General features: G+C 49.6%; 2 pseudogenes. One reads left to right on the top strand and one right to left on the bottom strand.

The features are described from left to right. Positions 1–169: pseudogene (locus KIV40_RS33360) on the top strand (hydroxyethylthiazole kinase); the annotation flags it as partial. A 119-nt stretch (positions 170–288) separates the two neighbouring features. Here KIV40_RS33360 and KIV40_RS33365 read toward each other — a convergent pair. Then, a pseudogene (locus KIV40_RS33365) lies at positions 289–633 on the bottom strand (methyl-accepting chemotaxis protein); the annotation flags it as partial.

Consider the following 633-nt stretch of genomic DNA (forward strand, 5'->3'; position numbering starts at 1 on the left):
AGCGGTTGGTGACAAGAGCGGTTTAGCGGCAGCAGCGGTATTGGGTGTTGCGGGGGAGATCGCTGCAGAGCAGTCTCAAGGCCCGGGCAGCTTGCAGCTCAATATCCTTGATGCTCTATATCAATTGGATGACGAGACGCTTATTGCTCGTCTAAAGCTGACGGCTTAGCTTACAGTTTGACTAACAGCTTAGAATAGCCCTGAAGCCAAAAACAATAACCCCGAGTCTTATCAACTCGGGGTTATTTTTATTGGTATAGACTCAACTGGCCGTGATTACGACATCCGCTAGGCGCTTTTAAAACGGTCAACTTGGCTCTTAAGGTGGTGTGCTACCTCAGTCAAGTCACTTGCCGCCTCCGAGATCTTAGCCACAGACTCTTGGTTGCTTTTCGCAATGGTATTGGCACCTTGAGCATTGTCACCCAGAGAACGGGTAAGGCTGTCTTGTTCATCGACCGAAGTTGCAATCTGGCTGTTGGCTTGGTTCAAATCTTGAATGTGTTGGTTAATCACATGCAAGTTCTGAGACGCTTGTTGAGCCTGCGTAGATGCTTGAGATACCGTGCCATGACTCTCCTTAATCGACTCCAGAGCGTCTTTAGCGCCGCGCTGTAACGAGGTGATGAGGTC

The organism is Vibrio sp. D173a, assembly GCF_030248475.1.